The sequence below is a fragment of the Skermanella stibiiresistens SB22 genome (assembly GCF_000576635.1).
Classification (GTDB): domain Bacteria; phylum Pseudomonadota; class Alphaproteobacteria; order Azospirillales; family Azospirillaceae; genus Skermanella; species Skermanella stibiiresistens.
Window position 1 is genome coordinate 203,128 of record NZ_AVFL01000001.1, and the last position, 21,403, is coordinate 224,530.

Annotated in this window: 21 protein-coding genes; 16 read left to right on the forward strand and 5 right to left on the reverse strand. The window is 65.2% G+C overall.

Annotation, left to right across the window (positions count from 1 at the left end; all coding sequences use genetic code 11):
* Positions 1-49 precede the first annotated feature (49 nt).
* The 16 genes from N825_RS00955 (at position 50) to N825_RS01030 (ending at position 17,028) form a co-directional block, all read left to right on the forward strand.
* Positions 50-1,135, forward strand: a complete 1,086-nt coding sequence (locus N825_RS00955; RefSeq protein WP_084164124.1) for a sugar phosphate nucleotidyltransferase — start codon at positions 50-52, stop codon at positions 1,133-1,135.
* Positions 1,136-1,164: 29 nt separating this feature from the next.
* On the forward strand, positions 1,165-2,361 hold the full coding sequence (locus N825_RS00960) for a LegC family aminotransferase (RefSeq protein WP_037446345.1): 1,197 nt from the start codon (positions 1,165-1,167) through the stop codon (positions 2,359-2,361).
* A gap of 11 nt (positions 2,362-2,372) precedes the next feature.
* Positions 2,373-3,596, forward strand: coding sequence for a UDP-N-acetylglucosamine 2-epimerase (gene neuC, locus N825_RS00965; RefSeq protein ID WP_063833575.1), 1,224 nt, complete (start codon positions 2,373-2,375; stop codon positions 3,594-3,596).
* Positions 3,593-4,642 carry an N-acetylneuraminate synthase gene (gene neuB, locus N825_RS00970; protein WP_037445968.1) on the forward strand — a complete coding sequence of 350 codons (1,050 nt, stop codon included), beginning with the start codon at positions 3,593-3,595 and terminating at the stop codon, positions 4,640-4,642. Before neuC ends, neuB begins: the two co-directional genes overlap by 4 nt.
* 2 nt (positions 4,643-4,644) lie before the next feature.
* Complete coding sequence (locus tag N825_RS00975) at positions 4,645-5,535, forward strand: methionyl-tRNA formyltransferase (RefSeq protein ID WP_037445969.1); 891 nt, start codon at positions 4,645-4,647, stop codon at positions 5,533-5,535.
* Positions 5,532-6,149: a D-glycero-alpha-D-manno-heptose-1,7-bisphosphate 7-phosphatase gene (locus N825_RS00980; RefSeq protein WP_063833578.1), complete on the forward strand. Its 618-nt coding sequence runs from the start codon at positions 5,532-5,534 to the stop codon at positions 6,147-6,149. The genes N825_RS00975 and N825_RS00980 overlap by 4 nt, the downstream gene beginning before the upstream one ends.
* Before the next feature lie 87 nt (positions 6,150-6,236).
* Positions 6,237-7,229, forward strand: coding sequence for a GDP-mannose 4,6-dehydratase (locus N825_RS00985; RefSeq protein ID WP_037445970.1), 993 nt, complete (start codon positions 6,237-6,239; stop codon positions 7,227-7,229).
* A gap of 6 nt (positions 7,230-7,235) precedes the next feature.
* A complete protein-coding gene (locus tag N825_RS00990) occupies positions 7,236-8,129 on the forward strand; it encodes a transketolase (protein ID WP_051511354.1) in 894 nt (297 codons plus the stop codon).
* Positions 8,126-9,085 (forward strand): transketolase family protein, encoded by a 960-nt coding sequence (locus N825_RS00995; RefSeq protein ID WP_037445971.1) that lies wholly within the window; start codon positions 8,126-8,128, stop codon positions 9,083-9,085. Before N825_RS00990 ends, N825_RS00995 begins: the two co-directional genes overlap by 4 nt.
* Positions 9,082-9,774 carry a class I SAM-dependent methyltransferase gene (locus tag N825_RS01000; RefSeq protein WP_037445972.1) on the forward strand — a complete coding sequence of 231 codons (693 nt, stop codon included), beginning with the start codon at positions 9,082-9,084 and terminating at the stop codon, positions 9,772-9,774. Before N825_RS00995 ends, N825_RS01000 begins: the two co-directional genes overlap by 4 nt.
* A 32-nt stretch (positions 9,775-9,806) precedes the next feature.
* Positions 9,807-10,964: a glycosyltransferase family protein gene (locus N825_RS01005; RefSeq protein WP_198038135.1), complete on the forward strand. Its 1,158-nt coding sequence runs from the start codon at positions 9,807-9,809 to the stop codon at positions 10,962-10,964.
* A 238-nt stretch (positions 10,965-11,202) separates the two neighbouring features.
* Positions 11,203-12,216, forward strand: a complete 1,014-nt coding sequence (locus tag N825_RS01010; RefSeq protein ID WP_037445974.1) for an NAD-dependent epimerase/dehydratase family protein — start codon at positions 11,203-11,205, stop codon at positions 12,214-12,216.
* Positions 12,213-13,259, forward strand: a complete 1,047-nt coding sequence (locus N825_RS01015; protein ID WP_051511355.1) for an NAD-dependent epimerase/dehydratase family protein — start codon at positions 12,213-12,215, stop codon at positions 13,257-13,259. Before N825_RS01010 ends, N825_RS01015 begins: the two co-directional genes overlap by 4 nt.
* Positions 13,249-14,811, forward strand: coding sequence for a PfkB family carbohydrate kinase (locus N825_RS01020; RefSeq protein WP_037445975.1), 1,563 nt, complete (start codon positions 13,249-13,251; stop codon positions 14,809-14,811). Before N825_RS01015 ends, N825_RS01020 begins: the two co-directional genes overlap by 11 nt.
* Before the next feature lie 10 nt (positions 14,812-14,821).
* Positions 14,822-15,748 carry a Gfo/Idh/MocA family protein gene (locus tag N825_RS01025; RefSeq protein ID WP_037445976.1) on the forward strand — a complete coding sequence of 309 codons (927 nt, stop codon included), beginning with the start codon at positions 14,822-14,824 and terminating at the stop codon, positions 15,746-15,748.
* On the forward strand, positions 15,745-17,028 hold the full coding sequence (locus N825_RS01030; RefSeq protein WP_051511356.1) for a nucleotide sugar dehydrogenase: 1,284 nt from the start codon (positions 15,745-15,747) through the stop codon (positions 17,026-17,028). The genes N825_RS01025 and N825_RS01030 overlap by 4 nt, the downstream gene beginning before the upstream one ends.
* Positions 17,029-17,044: 16 nt before the next feature.
* Here N825_RS01030 and N825_RS01035 read toward each other — a convergent pair whose 3' ends face one another.
* From N825_RS01035 to rfbC, 5 genes are all read right to left on the reverse strand, one after another.
* Positions 17,045-17,701, reverse strand: a complete 657-nt coding sequence (locus N825_RS01035) for a class I SAM-dependent methyltransferase (RefSeq protein ID WP_037445977.1) — start codon at positions 17,699-17,701, stop codon at positions 17,045-17,047.
* Between the two features lie 50 nt (positions 17,702-17,751).
* Entirely contained in the window at positions 17,752-18,627 is an 876-nt protein-coding gene (locus N825_RS01040) for an NAD-dependent epimerase/dehydratase family protein (RefSeq protein WP_037445978.1), read from the reverse strand.
* Between the two features lie 224 nt (positions 18,628-18,851).
* Positions 18,852-19,730 carry a glucose-1-phosphate thymidylyltransferase RfbA gene (gene rfbA, locus N825_RS01045; protein ID WP_037445979.1) on the reverse strand — a complete coding sequence of 293 codons (879 nt, stop codon included), beginning with the start codon at positions 19,728-19,730 and terminating at the stop codon, positions 18,852-18,854.
* On the reverse strand, positions 19,727-20,722 hold the full coding sequence (gene rfbD / locus N825_RS01050) for a dTDP-4-dehydrorhamnose reductase (protein ID WP_084164126.1): 996 nt from the start codon (positions 20,720-20,722) through the stop codon (positions 19,727-19,729). The genes rfbA and rfbD overlap by 4 nt, the downstream gene beginning before the upstream one ends.
* A gap of 35 nt (positions 20,723-20,757) precedes the next feature.
* On the reverse strand, positions 20,758-21,321 hold the full coding sequence (rfbC, locus tag N825_RS01055) for a dTDP-4-dehydrorhamnose 3,5-epimerase (RefSeq protein ID WP_037445980.1): 564 nt from the start codon (positions 21,319-21,321) through the stop codon (positions 20,758-20,760).
* Between the last annotated feature and the right edge of the window lie 82 nt (positions 21,322-21,403).

Here is a 21,403-nt window from a genome sequence, read left to right on the forward strand (position 1 = left end):
ACAGGTCCACCCGTCACGAATGTCGTAGGTCGAAACTGTTCCCGGTGCGATGGCCAATCACCGTTTAGAAGCCCTGATCGTTCGAACCGACACGCCTTTGATCAAGGCGATCGAACTCATGACCAGAGCGGCGGAGAAGATCCTCCTGGCGGTGGATGATGACGGCCGATTCATCGGTGTGATGACCGACTACGATATTCGTTACGCCATTCTGGACAAGCTCAGCCTGAACGATCCGATCGAGAAGATGATCAGCACCAACCCAGTCGTTGGGCGGGTCGGCATGACCAATGCCGAGATCATCGAGTTGATCGAGCGGACAAGATGCTTCCAGATCCCGATCGTGGATGGCGACGGGCACTTGGTCGACATTCGGTTCATCCGCGAATTCATGCATCATTTGGTATGCCCGAGCGAGGTCGTCGCGGTGGTCATGGCGGGCGGTCTCGGCGCCCGGCTGCGTCCGCTGACGGAGCATACCCCCAAGCCTTTGCTGCGGATCGGCGGCGAACCCATCCTGTTCATCATGCTCGACCGACTGTTGAGCGATGGCTTCACGAAGATCTATCTGACCCTTTGCTATAAAAGTCAGATGATCATGGACACGATCCAGGCGGTTCCGCGCTATCAGGACAAGGTCCACTTCATCATCGAGAAGGAACCGCTGGGAACGGCCGGTTCGCTCAGCCTGCTGCCAGTGAAACCATCGGCCCCCTTCCTGGTCATCAACGCCGATCTCCTGACCGACGTGCCCCTGGGCGAGATGCGCCGGTTTCACGGTGTCGAAGACAACGTCATCACCATGGCCACGAAACGGGAAACCTATGTGATGCCCTATGGCGTCGCGGAGATCGCCGACGGCCGTGTCCTATCATTGAGGGAAAAGCCGGAATTCACGCTGTTCGTGAATGCCGGAGCCTATATCCTGTCGCCACAGGTGCTCGACCTGATCGGCGGCGGCGTTCGGATCGATATGCCGGATGTCGTGAACATGCTGCTCGAGAACGAGATGCGGGTCGGCAGCTTCCCCATCCACGAGGACTGGATCGACATCGGAACTCCCGAACAATACGATCAGGCGAGGAGCAAGCGGGTCGGGCCGGCCTTCGCGGAAGCCAGTGCCCAATGGGCTTGAGCGGAGCGCTTGCCGTGGGCGTCGGTGGGATGGGGAGTCGGGAAACCGATCCGACCGAGGCCTTGATCGCGTTCTACCGGGATCGTCTTGGCCTGAGCGGTTCGATCCCGCTCCATGAACCCTGTTTCCAAGGCAACGAGTGGCGCTACGTCAAGGATTGCATCGATACCGGTTGGGTTTCGTCGGTGGGTTCCTATGTCGACCGCTTCGAGCGGGAACTCGCCGCCCGATGCGGCGCGAGCTTCGCGGTGGCGACCGCGAATGGCACCGTCGGGCTGCACCTGGCTCTCCACGCGCTCGGTGTGAGGGCGGGCGATCTCGTCGTTTGCCCGGCCATCAGCTTCGTCGCCACCGCAAACGCCATCGTCCATTGTGGTGCCGAACCGGTCTTCTGCGATGTGGACGAAACGGCCCTGGCGCTCGATGGCGCCACCGTCTCGGCATTTCTCAAGACGGAATGCCAAGGTCACGGCGCCACGTTGCGGCACCGGGCCAGTGGGCGCCGGGTCGCTGCCATGGTGGCGGTCCACGTGTTCGGCCATCCAGCCGACATGGATGCGCTGCTGGCGATTGGCGCGGAACATGGCTTACCCGTGGTGGAAGACGCGGCTGAGGCGCTCGGCAGTTCCTATCGCGGGCGCCCTTGCGGCTCGCTGGGCGACGTGGCGATGCTCAGCTTCAATGGCAACAAGACCCTGACGACCGGCGGCGGCGGCGCCCTGCTGACCGATGACGCGGACTTGGCGCGCCGATTGAAGCATCTCGGCACCACCGCGCGGATTCCCCATGGCTGGGAATACGACCACGACGAGGTCGGCTATAATTATCGGATGCCAAATCTCAACGCGGCGCTTGGTTGCGCGCAATTGGAATCGCTCGACGGGTTCGTCGCCCGCAAACGCCATCTCGCCACCCTCTACGAGGAGGTATTGGCCGATGTCAGGGGCGCCGCCTTCCTGCGCGAACCGGACCACGCGAGGAGCAATTACTGGCTCAACGGCGTCCTGTTCGATACCCAGGCGCTGGCTCGGGACTTTCTGGAGCGGGCCAACGCCTCGGGCATCCAAACCCGCCCCTGCTGGCGGCCGCTGCCCGAACTTCGGATGTTCGCCGCGGCGCCGGTCGCGGGAGCGGGCTTCCCGGTCGCGCGCGACCGGGCCACGCGCTTGGTCAATCTTCCGAGCGGACCGGGATTGATCCCGTCCATGGCCGCCGTTCCGGCGTGAGGAGCCTTCCCATGGCGAGGCGATCGATCGCGGTTGTCACCGGCTCCAGGGCCGATTACGGCATCTACCGGCCGGTCCTGAAAGCCATCCAGGCGGAACCGGATCTGGATTTGCGCTTGATGGTGTGCGGGATGCACCTGTCGGCAACTTTCGGGGACACCGTGGAGCGAATCCACGCCGACGGCTTTCCCATCACGGAACGGGTGGAGACGCTGCTCGCCTCCGACACGCCGGAAGCCATCGCGAAATCGATCTCGCTCGGGGTGGCCGGCTTTTCCCAATGCTTCGGCCGTGAACGGCCCGATATTCTGCTCCTGTTGGGCGATCGCTACGAAATGTTCTCGGCCGCCATCGCCGCCTTGCCGTTCGCCCTGCCGATCGCCCACATCCATGGTGGCGAATTGACCGAGGGCCTGATCGACGATCCGATCCGCCATTCCCTGACCAAGCTGAGCCATCTGCATCTGGTCAGCACGCGAACATACCGGAACCGCGTCGTCCAGATGGGCGAGCGGCCCGACCGGGTGTTCGTGACCGGCGCGCCCGGTCTGGACACGATCCGCGGCCATCAGCCGACCAACGCCATCGAGTTGGCGGCCCGTCTTGGCATCGCCCTCCAGCCACGACCCCTGCTGGTCACCTTCCACCCCGTCACGCTCGAATATGGTGACACCGCGCGTCAGATCGGCGAGTTGCTGACCGCTCTCGATCGCTTGCGGCATCCGACGCTGTTCACGTTCCCGAACGCCGATACCTCTGGTCGAACCGTGATGGGCGCCATCGAACGGTATGTCGCCGAACACCCCGAGGCGATGGCGGTGCGCGACCTGGGAAGCCAGGATTACTTCTCCATGATGACCCACGCGGCCGCCATGGTGGGCAATTCCTCCAGCGGCATCATCGAGGCGCCCAGCTTCGGCCTGCCGGTCGTCAATATCGGCACGCGTCAGCGCGGCCGGGTGCGCGCCCGCAACGTCATCGATGTCGCCGTGACGAGCGGGGAGATCGCCGCGGGCATCGCCCAAGCGCTGGAGCCCGGTTTCCGGACCAGCCTCGCCGGCCTGGAAAATCCCTATGGCGACGGCCATGCCGCGGGACGGATCGTCCGGGTGCTGCGTGATGCCCCGCTCGGCCGTGGGTTGATCGAAAAACGCTTCCATGATCTCCAGGGTTCGGACCTGTTTCCGAGCGGCGACCCTCGAGGAACGACGCAGGCAATGGACGACATGACATGACGACCGTCGAACTCGCGGGCCGCCGGATCGGCTCGGGCATGCCCTGCTTCGTGATCGCCGAAGCCGGCGTCAACCATAACGGCGATCTCGACATGGCGCTTCGGCTGATCGACGCCGCGGTCGAAGCCGGCGCCGACGCGGTCAAATTCCAGACCTTCGACGCCGATCGCCTGGCGACCGTCGACGCGCCGAAAGCGGCTTACCAAAAGGTCACCACCGGGACGGTGGAAAGCCAGCACGAGATGCTCCGCCGGCTGCAACTGGACGCCGAAGCGCATGTGCGGCTGCAACGCCACTGCGCGGAGCGCGGTATCCTCTTCCTGTCCTCCCCGTTCGACGAGCGGGCCGCCGATCTGCTCGACGGTCTCGATGTCGCCGGTTTCAAGATCCCGTCGGGCGAGTTGACCAATCTGCCTTTCCTGGCTCACGTCGCGGCCAAGCGGCGCCCGATCATCCTCTCCACCGGCATGGCCGACATGGCCGAGGTCGCGGTGGCGGTGTCCCACATCGCGGCGGCCGGCTGTACCGATGTCATCCTGCTACACTGTCTCAGCAACTACCCCGCCGATCCGGTCGAGGCCAATCTGCGGGCCATGGCGGCCATGACGGCCGCCTTCTACCTCCCGGTCGGTTATTCCGACCATACGGAGGGCGTCGCGGTGGCCCTGGCGGCTGTGGCGTTGGGTGCCGTGATGATCGAGAAGCATTTCACGCTCGATCGGACACTGCCGGGTCCGGATCACCCCGCCTCGCTGGAACCCGCCGAATTGGCCGACCTGATCACCGGCATCCGCACGGTGGAGCGGGCGCTGGGCGATGGCGTGAAGAAATCGCGGCCGAGCGAGGCCGGAACCCGCGCCACCATGCGCAAGAGCCTGGTGGCCACGCGGGACCTGTCGGCCGGCACCCTGCTCACGGCGGCGGATATCACCGCGAAGCGGCCCGGGACGGGATTGTCGCCCGCCGTCCTGCCTTATCTGCTGGGTCGCCGGACGGCCGTCGCCGTGGCGGCGGGCGCGCCGATCGATTGGGCCCTGCTGGAGTGAACATGGGTCCGCGCTTCGCCTTCATCGGATGTGTCGAGCTCAGCCACGCCCTGCTGCGCCGCCTGTTGACGTCGGGCGTGGCGGTACCCGTCGGTGTCGTGACCCGCGAGGCCTCCCCGTTCAACGCGGATTTCCGATCCCTGGCGGATCTGGCGATGGAGGCGGATTGCCCCATCCACTTCGCGGATGACGGGAACTCGGCGGCGATGGCGGATTTCCTCCGCGATCTCTCTCCCGATGTGATCTGCTGCGTCGGCTGGTCCCGGCTGCTGCCGAAGGCCGTGCTCGACATCCCGCCCAAGGGAGTGATCGGCTATCATCCGGCGGCGCTGCCGAACAACCGCGGCCGTCATCCCCTGATCTGGGCCTTGGCGCTGGGATTGTCCGAAACCGCCTCGACCTTCTTTCTGATGGATGAAGGCGCCGACACCGGACCGATCCTCGATCAGCGCCCGGTCATCATCCACCCCGACGACACCGCGCGGACACTCTACGCGCGCGTGGCCGAAACCGCCCTCGTCCAGATCGGGGACATCATGGCCGGGATTGGAGCCGGTACCACCGTGGCGGTGCCCCAGGATCACGGCCGCGCGACCGTCTGGCGGAAGCGTGGCCCGCGGGACGGCGAGATCGACTGGCGCATGTCCGCCAAGGCGATCTTCGACCTCGTCAGGGCTTTGAGCCATCCCTATCCCGGCGCCCACTGCCAGGCCGGCGGCTCTCCGGTCAAGGTGTGGCGCGCCGGGATTGGTCCGCCAGCTCCGGCCAACCTGGAGCCGGGCCGGGTGCTGGATGTGTCGAATCGTGGGATCCTCGTGAAGTGTTGGGATGGGTCTGTTCTTCTCATGGAGCACGAATTCAACCCCCTGCCGGAACCAGGGACCTGCCTGTGACGGGTGGGGCGGCCGTTTTCCTGGACCGCGACGGCGTGCTCAATCGCGCGCTGGTGCGCGATGGCAAGGCTTTCGCTCCCCGGCGGCTCCAGGACTTCCGGCTACTGCCCGGCTCCGCCGCCGCCGTGGCGACGCTGCGGCGGGCCGGCTTCCCGACCATCGTCGTCACCAACCAGCCCGACATCGGCAACAAGCTGGTCGATCCGGCCATCGTCGCGGCGATGAACGACCGGCTCCGCCGCCGCGCGCCGGTGGACGACATCCTAGTCTGCCCCCATGGCCAGACCGAAGGCTGTTCCTGCCGCAAGCCGAAACCGGGCCTGCTGCGCGACGCCGCCGCGCGCCACGGTATCGACTTGTCCATCAGCTACATGGTCGGTGACCGGTGGAGCGATGTCGCCGCCGGCCGGCAAGCCGGCTGTTTCACCATCCTCATCGACCGGGGCTATCGCGAAGGGTGCCCTGAGAGGCCCGACGCCGTGGTCGCGACGCTGCCCGCCGCCGTCGCCTTGATCCTGGCCCGCTCCCTCAAATCGGAAGAGGTTCGGCCCGTTGAGGAGTCGATGCGGTACCGGGACGAGACGGAACTTGCTTGGTCTGAACCGATTGGTTAATATCGGTTTCAACATAGTGGTTAATACTTAAGTCTAATTCTTCTGGTTCGATGGGCCGATCCGGCGCGAACCGTTGTCGGGGGAAGCATGGGCAAGACTTACGTCGTTCTGGGTGGCGGTGGTTCGTTCGGTATCCACACCGCGTTCTATCTTCTCGACCACGCGGAACCCAGGAAGGTCATCGGGGTCGGACGCAATCCCCTACGGCCCGCTCCCTTCTCGCTCGGGATCGAGGACCGGCCGAACTACGAATACCATGCCCGGCACGTGACCTATGAACTCGATCTCCTGTTCGAGCTACTGGACCGCGAGCGTCCGGAGATCATCATCAACTTCGCCGCCCAAGGCGAAGGGGCCGTCTCCTGGAAGAATTCCTGGCGCTTCTTCGAGACCAACAGCATGGGTCTCGTGCGCTTCACCGAGGAGCTGATGAAGCGCGACTATGTCGAACGCTTCATCCAGATCGGCACGTCGGAACTCTATGGATCGTGCGACCATCCCGCCACCGAGGACGACCCGATCAAGCCGACCAGCCCCTACGCCGCCTCCAAGGCGGCGTTCGATCTCTACCTGATCTCGGTGCATCGTTTCCTGAAGCTGCCGATGAACATCATCCGGCCCTCCAACGCCTATTGCCCGGGGCAGCTTCTGCATCGGGTCATTCCCAAGGCGGTGGTCTGCGGCCTGAAAGGCGAAAAGCTGCCGCTGCATGGCGGTGGCCGCGCGGAGAAGTCCTATCTCCACGCGCGCGATCTGGCCCGCGCCATTCACATGGTGTGCGAGAAGGCTCCGTTGGGCACCGTCTACAACTGCGGCCCCGAACAGCCGACCTCGATCCGCCGGGTGGTCGAGCTGACCGCCGAGGCGCTGGACATCCCCTTCGAGCGGCTGTGCGACATGACCGAGGATCGCCTTGGCCAGGACAGCCGCTACTGGCTCGATTCGTCGGCAATTCGCCGGGACACCGGCTGGCAGCCGGAGATCGGCTGGGAGGATGGGCTGGCCGAGATGGTCGACTGGGGGAAGCGCCACTTCGACGCGCTGAAGACTTGGCCAACGCAATACGTCATGCGGGGATAGGCGTCCATGCTCGTGTCCGATACCGATACGCCGACCGCGTCGGTCCCGCCGCGGGATGGTCGGTTCGATGTCGCGGCGGCTCGGCGCCGTTGCCTGGAACTCCGCCATCGCATCCTCGACCTGTCGCGCAATCTCGCCGCCATGCACATCGCCCCCGCCTTCTCCTGCCTGGAGATGGTGGACGCGATCTATTTCGGGCTGATGCGACGCGATCGAAATGGCGCGAGTTCGGACACCTTCATCCTGTCCAAGGGTCATGGCTGCATGGCGCAGTACGCCGTGTTGGAGAGGCTCGGCGTCCTGTCATCCGAGGATCTTGAACTGAACTGCAAACCCGAGGGCCGGCTGGGCGGTCATCCCGATTACGGGACCCCCGGCATCGAGGCCTCCACGGGCTCGCTCGGGCATGGCTTGGCGATCGGCCTCGGCATGGCCTACGCGGACAAGCTGAAGCGCGAGGACCGGCGGGTCTTCGTGCTGGTCGGCGATGGCGAGATGCAGGAAGGGTCGGTCTGGGAAGCCCTGATGATGGCCGCCAACCTGGGACTCGACAATCTCGTCTGCCTGCTCGATCTCAACGATTTCCAGGGGCTTGGGCGGACCAGCGAGACGCATCCGCATTTCTATCCGATCGTCGACAAGATCGCCGCCTTCGGCTGGGAGGTGGCCTCCGTCGATGGTCATGACGCGGGTGCCTTGGTGGACGCCTTCCAGTCGCGGCGCGGCGGTGTTCCCTTCTTCGTGGTTGGCCGGACCATCAAGGGCAGGGGTGTGGCCTTCATGGAGAATGTTCCGATCTGGCATTACCGCTCGCCGGACGCCGAGGAATATAGGATCGCCAAGGCGGGGCTTCGGGAGGTTGGGTCAGGCGGGGGCACCGCGCCTGGTGGTGGATCATGAGGAATAGCTTCGCCGACACCTTCCACGAACTGGGTCAGCGGGACCCGCGGCTTTGCATCGTCGTGGCCGACATCTCGCCCGCCGGCAGCATCCAGAAGTTCCGGGACGCCTTTCCCGAGCGTTTCGTCAACACCGGGGTGGCCGAGCAGGTGATGATCGGCATGACCGCCGGCATGGCGATGCGCGGTCTGCGCCCCTTCGCCTACACGATCGCCACCTTCGCGCTCTACCGTCCGTTCGAGATGGTGCGGAACGATCTCGCCTACCAAAACCTGCCGGTCACCATCGTCGGCATCGGCGGCGGTGTCGCCTATTCGGTCCTGGGTGGCACCCACCACGCCCAGGAGGACGTGGCGATCGCCTGCGGCATCCCCAACCTGTCCGTGATATCACCGTGCGACCCCCTCGAGGTCGAGGCCGCCACCCGCCACTGCGCGGTCCAAACGGGCGGCCCGATCTACATGCGCTTGGGAAAGGCGGGCGAACCGGTGCTCACCCGGGACGCGCCCGATCCGTTCCTGTTCGGCAAGCTGCGCTTCCTGCGCCGCGTCCCCGGAGCCGAAACCTGCATCCTGGCGCATGGCGGCATCATGCGGCTGGCCCAGCAAGCCGCTGACGCGCTGGCGGAGCGGGGCGAGCCGGCTTCCCTGGTGTCCGTCCACACGCTGAAGCCGCTCGATTCGGCGGGGCTGCGCGCCATCCTGGCGTCTTACCGCCGCGTGGTGGTGATCGAGGAAACCTCGTGCCAGAACGGCCTCGGACCCATGGTGAAACGGATCGCCTGGGACATGGACGCCGACACCCGGCTCCACCACTTCGCCTTGCGGGACGAGTTCACCCACGTCCACGGCAGCCATGCCGACGTGCTGGCGTCCCATGGATTGACGCTTGAAAACATCCTCGCCGCGCTGGATCAGCGGCCGGCGGCGGGACGACGCGGGAGAGGCGCGCCATGAGCACGCGTGATGGCGGCGAGCCGCAATACCAACCGGCCATCCAGCTGATGCGGGAGGTGGGGCTTCAGAAAATGGGATACATGACGAGCTGGGCGTACCACGACGATCCCAAGCGTCTCGCCTTCATGTTCGCCCGATACAAGTTCGTGGCCAAGATGCTGGAGGGGAGCGGGCATGCCCTCGAGGTCGGGTGTGGCGACGCCTTCGCCACCCGCGTCGTCGCCCAGTCGGTTGGAAGGGTGACGGCCGTCGACTTCGATCCCGCCTTCATCGAATCGGCGCGCGCGACCCTGTCGCCGAAATGGCCGATCGATTGCCTCCTGCACGACATCATGGCCGGGCCTGTCGCCGGCAGTTTCGACGGAGCCTACGCGCTCGACGTGCTCGAACATATCCCGGCCGAGCAAGAGGATGTGTTCCTGCGTCACATGATCGAGCCGCTGACCCCCTCGGGAACGCTCGTGATCGGCATGCCTTCGCTGCAGTCGCAAGCCCACGCCTCGGCCCACAGCCGTGAGGGTCACGTCAACTGCAAGGATCAGCGCGAGCTCAAGGCGCTGATGGCGCGCCACTTCACCAACGTGTTCATGTTCGCCATGAACGACGAGGTCCTGCACACCGGCTATCACGCCATGGCGCACTACATCTTCGCGCTTTGCTGCGGCAAACGGATCGATCCGGCGCGGTAGACGCGGCCTCAAGTCTCGGAATGGAATTATTCATGTCGCCGATAAGACGTGTCGCGATCTTCTCGATACCAGATCATCATTACATCAGCGTGACGATGGGCTTGAAGCGCGGGCTGGAGCAACTCGGCGTCCAGGCTTTCGTGTCGTGGCCGCCCTTGTCGGGACCCAACCTCGCGTGCTTCGTCGACAACTACAAGCCGGACGTCGTTCTGGAAATCGATCGCTTCCGCGACCAGATCACGAACTTCAATGAGCCGGTCCGGCACGTCGCCTGGGTTTTCAACCATATCGTCCATGGGCGTCGGGTGACGGAAAACGCGACGGGCAGTTTCGCCGTCTATATGGTCACCGATCCCATACTCACGGGGTTCGAGCATTTGGAGCCCGAGCGCTTCGGTCATCTGTTGCCAGCCTGTGATCCAACCACATTCCATCCGCGGCGGCTCGACCCTTTTTTCGACTTCACCGTAATAGGACACATGTATGGCCCCCTGGGGGCGAATACCTTGAATACGGAGATCCAGGTCGATGGCCAGCCGATCGGCAGGATCGGCGACTTGGTCGACGAGTTCATGGCTTCCGACCTTCAGCATTGGAAGCAGGACAACCGTCAGGTCGACGAATTCATCGTCGGATTCTTCGCCAAGCGCGGATACGGCATCGATCGGAGGAGCATACCGGAAAACATCCGCTACGTGATCGACGAGTACATGATCCGCCTCAAGGACCGCAAGCGGGTCGCCGACGGGTTGCTCACGGTCTCCCGGGATATCGGCTTCTTCGGCAATCCCGAATGGGCGGAGTGGCCTGAATTCAATCCCTATTACTACGGCACGCTGAGTCGTCCGAGCAGCCTCGCCGACACCATCTGCCGCACGCGCGTCAACGTCCACAACGGCCCGGTCACCATGCACATGCGCGTCATGGAAGTTATGGGATGCGGCATGCCCTTGCTGGTCAACCGGTCCCTGTGGGATACCAAACCGAGCGGCATCGAGAGCCACTTCACACCCCACGAGCATTACATTCCCTACGATCTCGACGCGATCGAGGAGGTCGCCGCCAAGGCCCTGCGCGACGAGTCTTGGAGGGTGGGGATCGCCGAGGCTGGACATCGCCATGTCATGGCCTACCACACGTGGCGTAACCGCGCCGAATACCTTCTTCGTGACTTGGCCGAACGCTGGTAAGTCCGGGGCGCCCCACGCCCCTGGTCGCACGACACTCCCAAAGCGCCCGTTCGCCGGTTGCCGTTCGATCGCCTCCGGCTTGCCGCGGAATGATGGCCCTTCTGGCGCGTGATACGAATTTTCAGCAAACGGAAAGGGCGCGTTAACCAAAACGCAACCCGCGCCGCGCTTTAACACGGTATCGGCGGCCGTTTCCATGGCCGCTGGCCTTAGTCGTCGGGATCCGGGAGAAGCGGTCATGAGCGGAAGGTTCGATTCGGTCTTCGTAACGGGCGGCGCTGGCTATTGCGGCAGCCTGCTCGTGCCGCGGCTCCTGGAGTTGGGATACAGGGTCACCGTCTATGACATCCTGTATTTCGGCGACCGCTTCCTGCCCAAGGAGCATCCGAACCTCACCATCGTGCGGGGCGATATCCGCGATACCCCCAAGCTCGCGGCGGCGCTGCAAGGGCACGAGGCGATGCTGCATCTCGCCTGCATCTCCAACGACGCCAGCTTCGAACTGGACGAGCGGCTGTCCACCACGATCAATTTCGACGCCTTCGAGCCGATCGTGATCGCCGCCAAGAACGCCGGCGTCAAACGGTTCGTCTACGCCTCGAGCAGTTCGGTCTATGGGGTGTCCGACGCCCCCGACGTGACCGAGGACCATCCGCTGCTGCCGCTCACCCTGTACAACAAGTACAAGGGCATGTGCGAGCCGCTGCTGAAGAAGCATACGGACGACTCGTTCGTTGGCGTCATCTTCCGCCCCGCCACCGTGTGCGGCTACGCCCCCCGCCAGCGCCTCGACCTGTCCGTCAACATCCTGACCAACCATGCCCTGACCAATGGCCGGATCACCGTCTTCGGTGGCGCGCAACTCCGACCCAACCTCCATGTCCAGGACTATGTCGACCTGTGCGCGCTGCTGCTGTCGGCCCCCGACCACTTGGTCGCGAACGAGACCTTCAATTGCGGCACACAGAACATGACGATCATGGAGATCGCGGAACTGGTCCGGCGGGTGGTTCAGGAGCTGTTTCCGGAGAAGGGTGACATCGAGATCGTCACCACGCCGTCGGACGACCTCCGCTCCTACCACATCAATTCCGACAAGATCAGCCGGGTGCTCGGCTTCCGACCGCGCCACACCGTCGAGGACGCGGTGCGCGACCTGTGCCGCGCCTTTCAGGACGGGCTTCTGCCCGACAGCATGAGCGATGACCGGTACTACAACATCCGGACCATGAAGAAGCTGCACGCGGCATGAGCGCCCAACCCACCCGCAACGCCGGCACCATTTCCGTGGCCCGGCCCATCGCGGTCGTCACCGGAGGCGCCGGCTTCATCGGCAGCCATATGGTCGACCTGTTGCTGGAGCGCGGCTTCGCCGTGCGCGTGATCGACAGCCTGGTGGGCGGGCGGGAAGCCAACATCGCCCACCACTCGGCCGATCCGAACCTGTCCTTCGAGAAGATCGACATACGGGCGCTGGAACCCGGTCACCGGCTGTTCTCGGGTGCCCGTCACGTTTTCCACTTCGCGGGCATCGGCGACATCGTTCCGTCGATCGAACGGCCGGACGACTATATGTCGACCAATGTCCTCGGCACGGTGCGGGTGCTGGAATGCGCCCGCGCCGCCGGGGTCGCCAAACTGGTCTACGCGGCGTCGTCCTCTTGCTACGGGCTGGCGTCCACGCCGACCACCGAGGACCACCCGATCCAACCGCTCTACCCCTACGCGCTCAGCAAGTACCAGGGTGAGCAAGCCGCCTTGCACTGGCGGCAAGTCTATCGGCTGCCGGTCAACGTGATCCGGATCTTCAACGCCTATGGCATCCGCTCGCGCACGTCTGGCGCCTATGGGGCGGTGTTCGGCGTGTTCCTGCGCCAGAAGCTGGCCGGACGGCCGTTCACCGTCGTCGGCGACGGGACCCAAAGCCGGGACTTCCTGTACGCCAGCGACGTGGCGGCGGCTTTCCTGGCGGCGGCCGAGACCGAGCGGGTCGGGCGGGTCTACAATCTTGGCGCCGGCGATCCCCAGACCGTCAACCGACTGGTCGAGTTGCTGGGCGGGAACGCCGTTCATATACCCAAGCGGCCGGGCGAGCCGGACAGCACTTGGGCCGACATCACCCGCATCACCGCCGAGTTGGGCTGGAAGCCCCGCGTGTCCTTCGAGGAAGGCGTGCGCCGCGTGCTGGACAACATCGACTATTGGCGCGAGGCCCCGCTTTGGGATCCGGAGGCGATCGCCACGGCGACCCGGACCTGGTTCACCTGCCTGGGAGGCGAACCCGATGACCGGTAAGCTGTCCGCCCTGTCGGAGAAATACGACCACAAGGTCAAGACCCTGGATGAGTTGCGCGAGATCCTGGGACCCTGGCCGCGCGCCCGCAAGGTCATCCTGTGCCATGGCGTGTTCGACGTGGTGCATCCCGGCCATCTGCGCCATCTGCTCTACGCCAAGGGCAAGGCCGACATCCTGGTCGCCAGCCTGACGGCCGACCGTCACATCTCCAAGGGGCTGTACCGGCCGCATGTGCCGCAGGAACTGCGCGCCCTCAACCTCGCCGCCTTCGAGTTCGTCGATTACGTCATCATCGATCCCGAGGCCAAGCCGCTCCGCACCCTGGACCGGCTCCAGCCGGACTTCTACGCCAAGGGCTACGAGTATGTCTCGGGCGGCCTGCCGCCGAAGACCCAGGAGGAGGTGGAGCTGGTGCAAGGGTATGGCGGGGAGGTGATCTTCACACCGGGCGATCATGTCCTGTCGTCCTCGAGGCTGATCGACTTGCAGCCGCCTAGCCTGAAATACGACAAGCTGCTGACCCTGATGGACGGCGAGCGGCTGACCTTCGACGATCTACGCGGCACGCTGGAACGGCTGCGGGGGCTGCGGGTCCATGTGGTTGGCGACACCATCGTCGACAGCTATACCCAGACCGCGATGATCGGCGGCCAGACCAAGACGCCGACCGTGAGCGTGTTGTATCAGGGGCGGGAGGATTTCGTCGGCGGGGCCGGCATCGTCGCCAAGCATCTGCGGGCGGCCGGAGCCGAGGTCGTGTTCTCGACCGTGTTGGGCGACGACGCGCTCAAGGACTTCGTGCTCGAGGATCTCGCCGGGGCCGGAGTGCGGTGCCAGCCCATCGTCGACGCCACGCGGCCGACCACCCAGAAGAACGCCATCGTCGCCGGCGGCTACCGGCTGCTGAAGATCGACACGCTGGACAACCGTTCGATTTCCGACGAGATCGTCGAGCGGCTGGTTCGGACCATCCGCACCGAGCCAGCCGATGCGGTGGTGTTCAGTGATTTCCGCCATGGCGTCTTCAACCGCCGCACCATTCCGTTCCTGACCGGCGCCATCGCGGATGGGGTATTCAAGGTGGCCGACAGCCAGGTCGCCAGCCGGTGGGGCAACATCACCGAATTCCAGGGCTTCGACCTCATCACCCCGAACGAGCGCGAGGCGCGCTTCGCGCTGGGTGACCAGGATTCCGGTATCCGGCCGCTCGCCTCGGAAATCTACGATACCGCCCGATGCCGGATGCTGATCCTGAAGCTCGGCGAAAAAGGCGTGCTGACCTGCCGCAACCCCAATCACGAGGCGATCGACAGTTTCTTCGTGGTCGACAGCTTCGTCGACCGGGTGGTCGACGCGGTCGGCGCCGGCGACGCGTTGCTGGCCTACGCGACGCTGTCCATGCTGGCGTCCGGCTCGACGGTGGTCGCCAGCATCCTGGGCTCCATGGCGGCGGCCTTGGAATGCGAGGTCGATGGCAATCATCCGATCACCCCGGCCGGGTTGCTGGCCCGGATCGACACGGTCGAGAACGCCTGTCAATTCAGGAGCTGAGCGGGACGTCATGCGGATCATCGTCGTCGGGCTTGGCAATCAAGGCCGCAAGCGCTTGAAGGTCGCCGGCGCGGACGCCGTCGGAACGGTCGATCCGGTGGCGCCCGATGCCGACTGGCGGCGCATCGAGGATGTGCCACCCGACTGCTTCGACGCCGCTTTGGTCTGCACGCCCGACGGCCCGAAATTGGAGTTGCTGGCACGGCTGCTCGGTCACGGCAAGCATGTGCTGGTGGAGAAGCCCCTGTTCGCGTCCGCTGGCGGCTTGGCGCGGCTCGACGCGCTGGCGCGGGCGAACGCCGCGGTGTGCTACACCGCCTACAATCACCGGTTCGAACCGCATTTCGAGCGCATGGCGGGCCTGATCCGATCGGGCGAGCTGGGGCGCGTCTACCGGTGCCGCCTATCCTACGGCAACGGCACGGCGCGCGACGTCCGCGATTCGGTTTGGCGCGATCAGGGAGCCGGGGTGCTGCCGGATCTTGGTTCGCATTTGCTGGATACGCTGTTGTTCTGGTTCGGCGATCTGGATGCGCCGTTCCGGATCTGGTCGGCCAGCCGGTTCGAGAACCGCGCCTTCGACCATGTCGTGGCGGGCGCGCGCGGGATGATCGTGTTCGAGATCGAGATGTCGCTGCTGAACTGGCGTAACCAGTTCACCTGCGACATCCTCGCGGAGAACGGCTCGGCGCATATCGACAGCCTGTGCAAGTGGGGGCCATCGGTGTTCACCCGCCGCCACCGCGTCCTGCCGAGCGGCCGCCCGCCCGAGGATGCGATCACGGTGGTCCGGTCCGATCCGACCTGGACTCTGGAATACGCCCACTTCAAGCGGCTCTGTGAAACGGGTGGTCCCGGCAACATGGGCAACGACAGGGTCATCAACGCCATCCTGGACGACCTCGCCGTCCAAGCGCTGGAAGGACACGGGACATGAAGCGTCCGGTCATCGGCTTCGCCGGCCTGACCCATCTCGGCTTGGTTTCCGCCGCCGCCGCCGCCGCCAAGGGCTTCACCGTCATCGCCCATGGCGCCGATGCCGCGGCGGTGGCCGATATCCGCGCGGGGAACCTGCCAGTCGCGGAACCGGACCTGGACGGCCTTTTCCGGGATCACGCCGAACGTCTGACCGTCACCAGCGACTTGGACGAACTGGGGCGATGCGATCTGGTCTACATCGCCACCGACGTGCCGACCGATGACGAGCAGCGCAGCGACCTCACCGGCATCGAGGCGCTGATCGGGCGGGTCATCCCGGCTCTGGCCGAACACGCCGTCCTGGTGGTGCTCTGCCAGGTTCCGCCCGGCTTCACGCGCGGCGTGCCGATGGCTCCGGAGCGCCTGGTCTATCAGGTCGAAACCCTGGTGTTCGGCCGCGCGGTCGAGCGCGCGTCGCGGCCGGAACGCTTCATCATCGGATTGGCCGATCCGGCGGCGCCGATGCCGGCGGCACTCGCATCCTACCTCGGCCGCTTCGACTGTCCGGTGCTCCCGATGCGTTACGAAAGCGCCGAACTGGCCAAGATCGCCATCAACTGTTGTCTCGCCGCCTCGGTCAGCGTGGCCAACACGCTCGCCGAGTTGAGTGAGCGGGTCGGCGCCGATTGGGCCGAGGTGGTGCCTTCCCTCCGGCTCGACCGCCGCATCGGTCCCCACAGCTATCTCACGCCCGGTCTGGGGTTGGCCGGCGGCAACATCGAACGCGACCTCGCCACCGTCCTGGATCTCGCCACGCGCCATGGCACCGAAGCCTCGACGATCCGGGGGTTCGTGACCAACAGCCTGCATCACCAGGCTTGGGCTTGGCGGGAGTTCCGCCAAACCCATCCGGAGGGGGGCAAACTCCGGGTGGCCGTACTCGGCCTCGCCTACAAGGAAAACACCCACTCGACCCGGAACTCGGCGGCTCTCTCGCTGATCGAGCGTCTGCGGGACCTGGAGGTCCACGCCTTCGACCCGGTCGTGCCGGCGGCGATGGCGTCGGGAGCGGTCGGAGCGCGGTCCGCCATGGCCGCGGCGGAGGGGGCCGACGTGCTATTCATCATGACGCCCTGGCCGGAATTCGCCCGGCTCGCGCCAATGGAACTCGCGAGAGTCATGAAAGGCCGCACGGTGATCGATCCCTACCGGATGCTGGATGGCGCCGCCGTCGTGGCGGCGGGCCTGGATCATCACGCCCGCGGGCTGCCGCCACGGCGGGGCCTCGGGCACCCCTGAGGGTCGGTCGCGGGGACTATTCGCAGATCGTCCAATAATAATCGCCGGTATAGCCCGCTTCCACGAAAAGCTTGACCCATTCCTGGGGATAATCGTGGAAGTTCGCGGTCAGCACCCAGTCCAGGAAGACCCGCCGCTGTTCCTCGGTGTGGTAGGAGTCGACCTGGACGAAAGCCTTGCCGCCTGACAGTCGCTGGATCTCCCGAAGTGCCCGCAGCACGCCATCCCGGTCCAGGTTGTGGATGGTGTTGATGGAAATCACCGCGTCGAAGCTGCCATCGGGAAACGGCAACCGGTCGGCGTTGCCGATGTGCAACCGCCCGACCACTTCCGGCTCGCAGTTGACGACCGCGTATTCCGAAACATCGATGCCGAACGCCTCGATACCAGGACAGGCCTTCATCAAGTCCTTGACCAGAAATCCCTTGGCGCATCCGACGTCGAGCACGCGGTCGCCGGGTTTCAGGCCGAAATGGGCGACAATGTCCTCGGCGATCGGCAGCCAGCGGCCGTCATAGCGGAAGCCGCCATATCCGTACTCACGCGGGCCGTCGAAATACTCCCTGCCGTACTGCCGCGAGATGGCGATGACCTCGGGAGACTTGGCGGTGGCACGGGCGGTGACATCGCGTTTCGTGCGAGGCAATCTCGCCAAAATGTCAACTTCAGCCATGGTCTGTTCCAATCGGGATTGATATTGGGGAAGCCGGGGCTTGGGGCCGCCTATGGCGCGCGGCAGGTACGTCCAAGTCCCTCGGCGATACCGGTAGGGGCGAAATCGGGGAACGCCTCGCGGCACCCGGCGATATCGAACGCCCGGTAGCCGTTGTGCGGCATGGGTCCCTGGCGCGGCGTGCCGATGATCCGCACTGGCGATCGGGTCAGCGCCACGATGCGCTCCGCGATCTCGCGGAATGACATCGTCTGGCCGGTGGCGGCGTTCAGCACGCCATGGCTTCGCCGCAGCACGATCCGGTGGATCAGTTCCGCGACATCGTCGATCGAGACATGGTCACGCATTTCCTCCCCCTCGCCGAACAGGACGATGTTCTCGCCAGCCAGGGCCAGGCGCCTGAAGCGGTTGGGACCATAGCCATCATGAGGATCGGCGGTGCCGTTGATCAGGGTGGGACGCAGGATCGCCAGGGGACCGGGATAGGTGGCCTTCAACATGATTTCGCGCGCGAGATGCATGGCGCCGTGGAGCGAGCCGGGTTCGGCGCAGGATCGCTCGGTCAGGGGGACCGACTGGTCGGCATAGACGGCGTCGGAACTCACATAGACCAGATGGGCTGGTGGTTTCGTCTCGACCGCCCGGCAGACCGCCTCGATCATGCGCGTGTTCTCGACCAGCATGGCGGGCGTCCGGCACGGCGCGCGGGCCGAGGTGACGACCAATGTGTCGGACGGACGCAGCACGACCGCCAGCCGCTCGGCGGCATCCACCGCGAGCAGGTCGATCTCGACGCGGCCAAGGCCCAGGACGGGGATCCCGGCGGCCTCCATGTGGCGCGCCGCGGCGCCACCCACGAAACCGGCCGCGCCAAGCACCACCACGCGACTAGGCGGCTCGCCGGCCTCTCTTCGATGTGTCAGCATGGCCGATCCTTCACCATCTTGTTCTCGGGCTTTCGCGGTGATGTCCGATGTTGTCCATGATCGACCTCGTTCGGTAACCGTCTTCACCCGCGACCGGAAGTTCTCGCGTCAACGAATGAATTACCAAATCGGGCCGGCAGAAGCGAGAGGGGTCGGTACCGGACCATCCGGCGCGTCGGTGAGTTGCGGAACGCCCATTGGCCAAAGCCGGCCAGCGCCACGGCTCAGGCGGCGGCGCCTTCCAGCAGGGAGAGGATGTATTTGCCGTAACCGCTCTTGCCCAGCGCTTCGCCCAGCCGCAGAAGCTTTGGACCGTCGATGAAGCCCATGCGGTAGGCGACCTCCTCGACGCAGGCGATTCGCTGACCCTGGCGCTTCTCGATGGTGCGGACGAACTCGCCGGCTTCCAGCAGGGACTCATGGGTGCCCATGTCGAACCAGCAGAAGCCCCGGCCGAGCTGTTCGACCGAAAGCTGGCCGCGCTCCAGGTAGGCGGCGTTGACCGAGGTGATCTCCAGCTCACCGCGAGCCGATGGCGTGACCGACGCGGCGATGTCCACGACTTGGTTGTCGTAGAAATAGAGGCCGGTCACCGCCCAGTTCGAGCGCGGCTTGGCGGGTTTCTCCTCGATATGGGTGGCATGGCCGGAACCATCGAATTCGACGATCCCATAACGCTGGGGATCGCCGACCAGATAGGCGAACACCGTGGCGCCCGTCTTGCCGCCATCTCCCGCCGCTTGGAGCTTCTTCGACAATCCATGGCCGTAATAGATGTTGTCGCCCAGGATCAGCGCGCAGCCGTCGCCACCGATGAAGTCGCGGCCGATCAGGAAGGCCTGTGCCAGCCCGTCGGGCGACGGCTGGGCCTTGTAGCTCAACTCGATGCCCCATTGGCTGCCGTCGCCCAGCAATTCCTGGAACCGCGCCTGATCGTGCGGCGTGGTGATGATCAGGATTTCGCGGATGCCCGCCAGCATGAGGGTGCTGAGCGGATAGTAGATCATCGGCTTGTCATAGACCGGCAGGAGCTGCTTGCTGATGACCAGGGTAACCGGATGCAGCCGGGTGCCGGAGCCGCCGGCCAGGATGATGCCCTTCATGGCAATGCCCCGACGGACGACTCGCAAAGCCGCGCCACGCAGGTCGCGAGACTGTCCCGCCAAGGCGGGGCGGCGATGCCAAAGGTGGCGCGGAGCCGGGAGCAGTCCAGCACCGAATTGGCGGGGCGCGCGGCCGGAGTCGGGTAGTCGGTGGTGGTGATCGGTCGCAGGACCGGGACCGGATGGCCATGGCGGGCGGCGAGCCGGAAGATTTCCTGGGCGAAGCCGTACCACGTGGTCGAACCCGTTCCGGTGAAATGGAAGGTGCCGTGGAGGTCGGCCCTGGCACCGGGTTCCGCCATGCGCACCGCCATGGCGACCAGCGCGTCGGCGATATCGGCGGCGGCCGACGGGCAGCCGTGCTGGTCCGCGACGATGCCAAGTTCGGGCCGCTCCCGTCCCAGGCGTAGCATGGTCTTGACGAAGTTCTGGCCATGCGCGCCATAGACCCACGCCGTCCGGACGATGGCGTGGCGCGACGTCGCGTCGCGCACGGCCTGATCGCCCTCCGCCTTGCTGGCGCCGTAGACGCTGACGGGAGCGATCGGATCATCCTCGCGATAGGCGTGGCCAACGGCCCGCCCGTCGAACACATAGTCGGTGGACAGGTGGATCAGCGGCGCGCCCCTGCGGGCGCAGGCCTCCGCGATGTGGCGTGCTCCGTCCCGGTTGACCGCGATGGCCGCTTCCGGCTCGCTCTCGGCCCGATCCACGGCGGTATGGGCCGCGGCGTTGATCACGACGGCGGCGCCGCTCTCCGCGACGATCCTGTCCACGTCCCGCCGGACGGTGACGTCACACTCGGCGCGGCCGGCGGTGCGGACGATCCAGCCGGCTGGCAGGACGGCCTCACGCAGGCTTGTCGCCACCTGCCCCTGGCCGCCGAATACCAGGATGGTCCGCGCGGCCGCCTGAACACCCTGGTTCACGATGCCGCGGCCGGCTTCCGGCGGTTGATGGGGGCCGGCGACGCTGGTGGGGACTGGCTTCATCGCTCGATATCCTATGATCGGGAGCGGCCCAGAAGTCACTGTGGCGGCATGAAGCGGTCGGGCAGGCCGGCCAGGGGGGGAAGCGCCAGATCCTTGGCGGATAGCACCGCGTCGGCGGGCTTCACCGGCCAGTCGATCGCGATGTCCTTGTCGATCCAGGAGACGCCGCGGTCATGTGCCGGTGAATAGGGGGCGGAAACCTTGTAGAAGACCTCCGTGTCAGGCTCCAACGTGCAGAAACCATGTGCGAAGCCAATGGGCACGAGGATTTGATTTCCTTCCCGCGCGCTGATCACGGCGGAGACGTAGTCGCCGTAGCTCGGCGAGCCGTGACGAAGATCCACGGCGACATCCAGGATGCTGCCCCGCAGGACGCGGACCAGCTTGCTTTGGGCGAAGGGCGGGACTTGAAAATGAAGGCCTCGCACCGTGCCGTGCGAGGCGGAAAAGGACTGGTTATCCTGTACGAATACTTCCTCGATGCCGGCTTCGGCAAAATCCTGTTTACTATAAGTTTCGCAAAAATATCCTCGTGCGTCGCCGAATTTCTTCGGAACGATCATCTTCACATCGGTGATGTCGAGGTCTGTAATCCGCATGGCAGTCTATTCATGAGGTGCGTTGTATTATGATCGCCTAAGCTGAGATGAATCCGGCGCCGAAGCGGAATGTTTGACCAAA